The organism is Hymenobacter wooponensis (genome assembly GCF_004745865.1).
Taxonomy (GTDB): Bacteria; Bacteroidota; Bacteroidia; order Cytophagales; family Hymenobacteraceae; genus Hymenobacter; species Hymenobacter wooponensis.
In genome coordinates this window covers 1-5,360 of record NZ_SRKZ01000015.1, presented here as the reverse complement: position 1 = coordinate 5,360, position 5,360 = coordinate 1, and the positions used below count along the sequence as shown (strand labels likewise).

Below are 5,360 nucleotides of genomic sequence, written 5' to 3'. Positions count from 1 at the left end.
CCCCCTCGACGCTTTGGCTCGTACGCCTTTCCGCATTTTTGACACTGCATCACCATAGGTCAAAAGTACAATTCTTACCCGTAATAAGTATTATGCTCCATTGCATTTAATTGCGATTATATATACCTTTATACAGCGGTAATCGGGTAGGAAGGAAGAGAAGAATAAACCTGTTGCGAGGAAAGAGCTGTACTGTAAACCGGTTTTCCGTAGGCTATTGCTATGTCGTACAACCCCAAATTTGGTCCTAACGCCCAAACCCCTGCAGAACGGGCCAACGTGCTCCGACAAATAAAAGCTACTAACCCAGACCTGGTCAAAAAGGCCACTCCCTATGTGCATCGCCTCTATGGGCAGTATGTAGCGGGCGAACTCAGCTGGGAAGAGGTCTGTGCCCTACGCGATGCCCCCCAAATACTACCCGACGTGTATAACCAGCCCCAGTAGGATTCCCCGTTCCGGGGATAGGTTTTCGGGCATGACCACGCCACACTGTCTGGTCATATAGGCCCTACAAGGCCCATTTTAGTATATATTTCATTTTTGTTATATGCTAAAATAAGCTGCTTCGCTTACGTCCTCGCTTCGTCGTCATCCACCCACTGCACCAGTTCGTCAGGCGCTAAGTGCAGGCCCATGTATGCGGGCATGGAATACCCTCGCTTTTCTAAGACGTAGCGTTTAAAAACGGGCAAACGCAGGCAGGCCTGCAGCCCGAGCGTATGCATTTGCAGCCGAGTAGGCGCGGCTAACGCATCAAACCACGTAGCCAGCTCCAGGGCTGTTGGCGGAAGGGGCTCTAGCTGGCGGTAGTAAGCTAGGGCCGTGGTAGCTATTTTCTGCGTGAGTAGTTGCTGGGGATGAGGAGCAGTCATAGGGGGTCTATACGACCAGACAGTGTGGCGTGGTCATGCCCGAAAACCTATCCCCGGAACGGGGAATAACTAGCAGACGGGGATATATTAGCTCGCATTTACTGTGCGAACTATGCTGATTAATTTCTTAGAAGACACCGATGGCAGTCGGTGCACGCTCACGTTTGAGGAAGCCGACCAGTGGATACGGGCGACCTGGACTGGGCACGTGGATGCGATTGAAGCTATGCGCGGGGCCGATAACTACTTGATGAAAGCAGGGCCGTTTCACTGTCCTTTCTTGCTCAACGACAACGTCGGCTTGCACGGCTCGTGGTTTGATTCCGTGGAATGGTTAGAGCGGGCTTGGCTTCCTTATGCCCTGCAGTTGGGGTTGCGCTACGTGGCCCATGTGGTGCAGGCTGATAGAGGGCATGATATTTTAAGCCTGACCTTTCCCGAGCCGGTCGTCGGCGAAATAGAGCTGCAGATATTTCACCACGTGCAGGAAGCGGAGGAATGGCTGCGCAGCTGTCAGCAGAGTATTGGCTGGCCTGTGCGCTTGGGAGTGAACAGCAAAACGCCTCCTCGCTAGGTACCGGCCTATGCGTCGAGGAGGCGTTCAGACGTGTGTCTGTGGGCTGCTTTATTCCTGGCCGGTTGCTCCTCAGCAGAGCCGGTTGCGCTTCAAACAGCCCCCAAAGCTAGTCCCTTTTCCCCTTTTGTTCCCTATTGCCCTGCTCAATGGCGGCTGCTCGGGCTTGCATAACCGCCTGTACCTCATCACGCATGATTTCGCCGGCGGCGTATCGTTCGTAAAGGGCTAACACCTGGGGATGGGGCTCAAGGCCACGGGCGCGTACATTGGCAATGGCTTGTGCGACAATGGCCCGGCGCTGGGCCTGGTCGTCTTCCTCCGTATCCATAAGCGTAGGGTGAGCGTGAAAGAGAAATACGGATGGCTAGCTGCACTGTTGCCGTAACCAGTCGCGCGCATCCGCCATGTTATCAAACAGTTGGGCCTCAAAGGCGGTGAGCTGCGCGTAGAACGTCGCGTTTGAGCTATCCGCCAGGGTTTCCGGGGTGGTAATCATGGCGAAGTGACGCAACCCGGCCCGGGCCGCACTAGGCGCCCATTCATTCAGCACCCACTCCATCGAGTGGTCCCAGGGCCCCCGCACGGAACGAGTATCGTTGAGCACACACGAAAAACCCGCTTTTGCCAGGGCGTCAACGTAGGCCTTTGCCCCAACTTTGATGTTCTCAGCCGTCAAATACCCTTGCCAGTCGGTGAAAATCCAGCGGTTTTCCGTGTCTGTCTCAATTGTAAGATAGACTTTACCCAAGGCTGATTTGTATTCTTTTACCATGCCACAAAGGAAGCATTAATCTCCTTTACTGTCCAGTTCGTTGTCCCAGTCTTCTAATAGCATTTTGAACTGGTCAGCAGATAGTCTATTAGTCTGAAAATGAGCAATTAGTGTTTGAAGCCTTTGTGGGACTGGTTGTCCTAGTTGCTGAGAGATGTTCTCGGCTAGTTGGCCTGCCATTCTCATGCGAAAGGCATCACGTGAGCTTATTTCGGTCTTTTTCATTGTCGCTTATTCAGAGCGGTCTAATTCGCGTAGCGTGTCGAAAGGAGTAAAACCAAATTCAAGCTGCTGCTTCCCTTTTTCCACTAACTTCTTCTTAATGTAGCTCTTAGCGAAGGTAAGTCGATTGCCATTAAACATGACAATGGGGTTGATGAAATACAGGCTGGATTCGGTGCTACGAGCAATAATATCAGCTTCTAACAACTCGCCTAAACCACTGATTACGTTTGCTTTGGACTTATATCCTGTAAACTCCATGCATTGAGATAGCATAAAGTGAATGGTGCCTTTGCCCGGTTCTAGTTGATGACAAACATATTCGAAGACCTTTTTGCCTCTTGCGCTTAGGCCACTGCGCATAGCTAAACCATCATGGTAAATCTTGGTGAATTGCCCTTGGTCTACTTCAATCTCCCGAATGAAAGTAGCACTAGCATGTTGCTCTCCTAGGCTATCTACGACCATTAAGCTGGCGTCCCCTCCACTGCCCTTTCTAGGGCGTATGGTCTGACGCTTTACACTAACCTTCATCTCTGCTATGGTCTGTTCCAAGAACGGATTTTGCTTATTCGAAGGGTAGTCTGTGAGTTTCTTATACCAATCAGGAGAAGCCATAAAAGCATGAATTTTGAGCGTTAAGTAAAACGTAAAGTTTTACCTGATGAGGGCAAAAGTAAAACTTTTGGTTGTATCTTCTTAAAACTTATAGTTTTATTTTAACTGCCTAGAAGTAAAACTATAAGTTTTACTTCTAGGCTTTTTTTAATGTCTCTAACAAATGGCTTTATAAAAAAAGTACAATTATTTTTTTACTGAGAGTTTTAACTTCTAAAACAGGTGTTTTAGAAGTTAAAACTCCAACCTTCATAACTTGCTGATTATCAGAACACTTCAAAAAACCGCTCTTAACTCTTACGAAGTAGGCAACAGGAATGCAATTCCTGTTGCCACTTCGTAACCACCGTCGCGCCGTTCGCAGACTAACTTCTTTTCAAATGCTCATTCCACCATCTCGGCTTTGCTCTCTACTTCGGACTAGGTCTCGCTGCTGGGTGCGTTGCACGGCCTGCTCATACGCTTGCTTCAGTGGTACTCCCCCTGGCTTCAGTTCGCCCAGCGCAAACCGGCTTCCGGTCTCGAGGTGGCGGAGCTGGCTGCGTTTGGTGTCCGGGTCCTGCTGGTAGTCGTAGCCCGGCAGACGACGCAACTGCTCGGTTAGGTCACTCACCTTCCGCATGGGCGCTTTCAAGAGCTGCGCTACCTGGTCTTCCAGCTTGGCTTGTTCCTCGGCCCGCACCTGGCTACCTAAAGCCAGTACCTCTGCTGGTGGGGTTTCTCCCTGGGCCGCCCACACGGCCGCCCGCGTGGCCGCATCCTGGAAGAAGTCCCGCTCCCCCAACGCGGTCGCTTTCGTGCCCTCTACGCTCGCCAATTGCCGGCGCAGGGTCTGCGCTCGGTCGCGGGCCGTGCTGCTGTCCTGCGCAATCTTAGCCGCCTTCTCGGCCCGTTCGTTGGCCGCAGCGAGTTGCCGGGTCAGTTCCGCGTTCAGCTTCGCCTCCTGCTCAGCTTTCCACCGGCTCAGATTCACCAGGTCAAGCGGCCCCGGCCCCTCAATGCTCAGGCGCTGGGCGGGCATCGGGGTGCTTAGCTCCCCTACTTCGCCCCGGCTGCGCTCCTGGGCCCCGTACACGTGGCGCATCGTCTCATGCTTGGCTCGGCTATGCTCCACTCCCCGCTCCAGTCCGAACGGCTTCATGGCCTGGGCGTACTCGGTTTGTAGAGCGCGCAAGGTCTTCGGGTTAAACAAATCCTTTGCCGAGAGCCGCCCGTCTGCCGTGATAGGCACCACGATAGCTTGAAAGTGCGGCGTTAGCTCGTCCTGGTGCAAGCTCATCGCAACCACATTCTCCTTGCCAAACTTAGCTTGGAGAAATGCAACATTGGCCTCCGCCCACTTGCTTCCCCGCATGTCCACCGATTGCCCCTGAGCATCCTTCTTGAATACCTCCGGGCTGGCCGTTAGAATTACTTCCATCGCTCGCACTGAATCCGGTCGCACCTTGGCTCCGGCCTCCTGAATGCGCTCGGTAGCCAGCTCCCAATAGTTACGCTGGGCGGGGTTGAAATACTCGTGGTTAAGGTCTTTGCGTTCAGCGTCTGCGTTGGGCGTTTCGCGCAGACGGTAGTTGTGCGCCGTGCGGGCGGCGCCTTGCTGAGCGGTCTTAATTTTCTCTACGCGTAGGATGGCATAGGGCATGGGGCAGTGGGGAACAAAAGAGAAAGAAAGAACTCAAACCGCGTAGAGCAGGCTGCAGGCCCCACACCGGACGTAGTCCGGTATAGTGGGTTATACCGGTGTTTATCCTGCACCGTTCGCTTACGCTTATTACTTACGCTAAGAGGCATATTAAAAGGAATTGCTTACGCTTATTACTTACGCTAAACGAGGCACACTAACGCTTACACTAACGCTAATACAGACCTGTTCGCGCTCGGTAGGCTTCATAGTTGGTCTCGCGCTCCTTCCGGTCGTGCCGTAGGATGCGCTCGATAACACTGTTCTGCGCTACCCCAGCCCATCCTTGCACGAGCTTGCGTAACTCCACCAGCGCTTGTTCAGCGGGTAGGTCCTGCACGGCCACCAAGGTCTGCTGCGCGGTCCGCTCAATCGTGGCCAGCTTGTTCGCCAAGTACACCTCGTCGCCCGTGTTCGGATTCACGTAGAGGCGGCCCCGCTTGACGAGCTGGTGCTGCACCACCCGGCATGAAGTCGAACAGAATTTACCCCCTCGACGCTTTGGCTCGTACGCCTTTCCGCATTTTTGACACTGCATCACCATAGGTCAAAAGTACAATTCTTACCCGTAATAAGTATTATGCTCCATTGCATTTAATTGCGATTATATATACC

9 protein-coding genes are annotated in these 5,360 nt (G+C 52.8%); 2 read left to right on the top strand and 7 right to left on the bottom strand.

Translation table 11 applies throughout. The features are described from left to right. Positions 1 to 222: 222 nt before the first annotated feature. Positions 223 to 447, top strand: coding sequence for a hypothetical protein (locus EU557_RS25275; protein ID WP_110980632.1), 225 nt, complete (start codon positions 223 to 225; stop codon positions 445 to 447). Positions 448 to 572: 125 nt separating this feature from the next. Here EU557_RS25275 and EU557_RS25270 read toward each other — a convergent pair whose 3' ends face one another. Further along, complete coding sequence (locus EU557_RS25270) at positions 573 to 875, bottom strand: hypothetical protein (protein WP_110980631.1); 303 nt, start codon at positions 873 to 875, stop codon at positions 573 to 575. A 112-nt stretch (positions 876 to 987) separates the two neighbouring features. On the opposite strand from EU557_RS25270, the gene EU557_RS25265 reads away from it, so the two are divergent. Continuing rightward, complete coding sequence (locus tag EU557_RS25265; RefSeq protein WP_135533206.1) at positions 988 to 1,449, top strand: hypothetical protein; 462 nt, start codon at positions 988 to 990, stop codon at positions 1,447 to 1,449. Positions 1,450 to 1,558: 109 nt separating this feature from the next. Here EU557_RS25265 and EU557_RS25260 read toward each other — a convergent pair whose 3' ends face one another. The 6 genes from EU557_RS25260 to EU557_RS25235 form a co-directional block, all read right to left on the bottom strand. Next, positions 1,559 to 1,780 carry an antitoxin VbhA family protein gene (locus EU557_RS25260; RefSeq protein ID WP_110980629.1) on the bottom strand — a complete coding sequence of 74 codons (222 nt, stop codon included), beginning with the start codon at positions 1,778 to 1,780 and terminating at the stop codon, positions 1,559 to 1,561. A gap of 36 nt (positions 1,781 to 1,816) precedes the next feature. Continuing rightward, entirely contained in the window at positions 1,817 to 2,224 is a 408-nt protein-coding gene (locus EU557_RS25255; RefSeq protein WP_110980635.1) for an STAS/SEC14 domain-containing protein, read from the bottom strand. Positions 2,225 to 2,239: 15 nt separating this feature from the next. After that, complete coding sequence (locus EU557_RS25250; RefSeq protein WP_123823422.1) at positions 2,240 to 2,449, bottom strand: hypothetical protein; 210 nt, start codon at positions 2,447 to 2,449, stop codon at positions 2,240 to 2,242. Between the two features lie 6 nt (positions 2,450 to 2,455). After that, complete coding sequence (locus EU557_RS25245) at positions 2,456 to 3,064, bottom strand: hypothetical protein (protein ID WP_110980634.1); 609 nt, start codon at positions 3,062 to 3,064, stop codon at positions 2,456 to 2,458. Between the two features lie 376 nt (positions 3,065 to 3,440). Further along, positions 3,441 to 4,706, bottom strand: coding sequence for a MobV family relaxase (mobV, locus tag EU557_RS25240; RefSeq protein WP_162303746.1), 1,266 nt, complete (start codon positions 4,704 to 4,706; stop codon positions 3,441 to 3,443). A gap of 214 nt (positions 4,707 to 4,920) precedes the next feature. Beyond that, positions 4,921 to 5,208 (bottom strand): hypothetical protein, encoded by a 288-nt coding sequence (locus tag EU557_RS25235; protein ID WP_110980633.1) that lies wholly within the window; start codon positions 5,206 to 5,208, stop codon positions 4,921 to 4,923. Positions 5,209 to 5,360: the final 152 nt, after the last annotated feature.

Coding starts and splice junctions, on each gene's coding strand:
- EU557_RS25260 (WP_110980629.1), bottom strand. CDS start 1,780: ATGGATACGGAGGAAGACGACCAGGCCCAGCGCCGGGCCATTGTCGCA.
- EU557_RS25270 (WP_110980631.1), bottom strand. CDS start 875: ATGACTGCTCCTCATCCCCAGCAACTACTCACGCAGAAAATAGCTACC.
- EU557_RS25245 (WP_110980634.1), bottom strand. CDS start 3,064: ATGGCTTCTCCTGATTGGTATAAGAAACTCACAGACTACCCTTCGAAT.
- EU557_RS25255 (WP_110980635.1), bottom strand. CDS start 2,224: ATGGTAAAAGAATACAAATCAGCCTTGGGTAAAGTCTATCTTACAATT.
- mobV (WP_162303746.1), bottom strand. CDS start 4,706: ATGCCCTATGCCATCCTACGCGTAGAGAAAATTAAGACCGCTCAGCAA.
- EU557_RS25265 (WP_135533206.1), top strand. CDS start 988: ATGCTGATTAATTTCTTAGAAGACACCGATGGCAGTCGGTGCACGCTC.
- EU557_RS25275 (WP_110980632.1), top strand. CDS start 223: ATGTCGTACAACCCCAAATTTGGTCCTAACGCCCAAACCCCTGCAGAA.
- EU557_RS25250 (WP_123823422.1), bottom strand. CDS start 2,449: ATGAAAAAGACCGAAATAAGCTCACGTGATGCCTTTCGCATGAGAATG.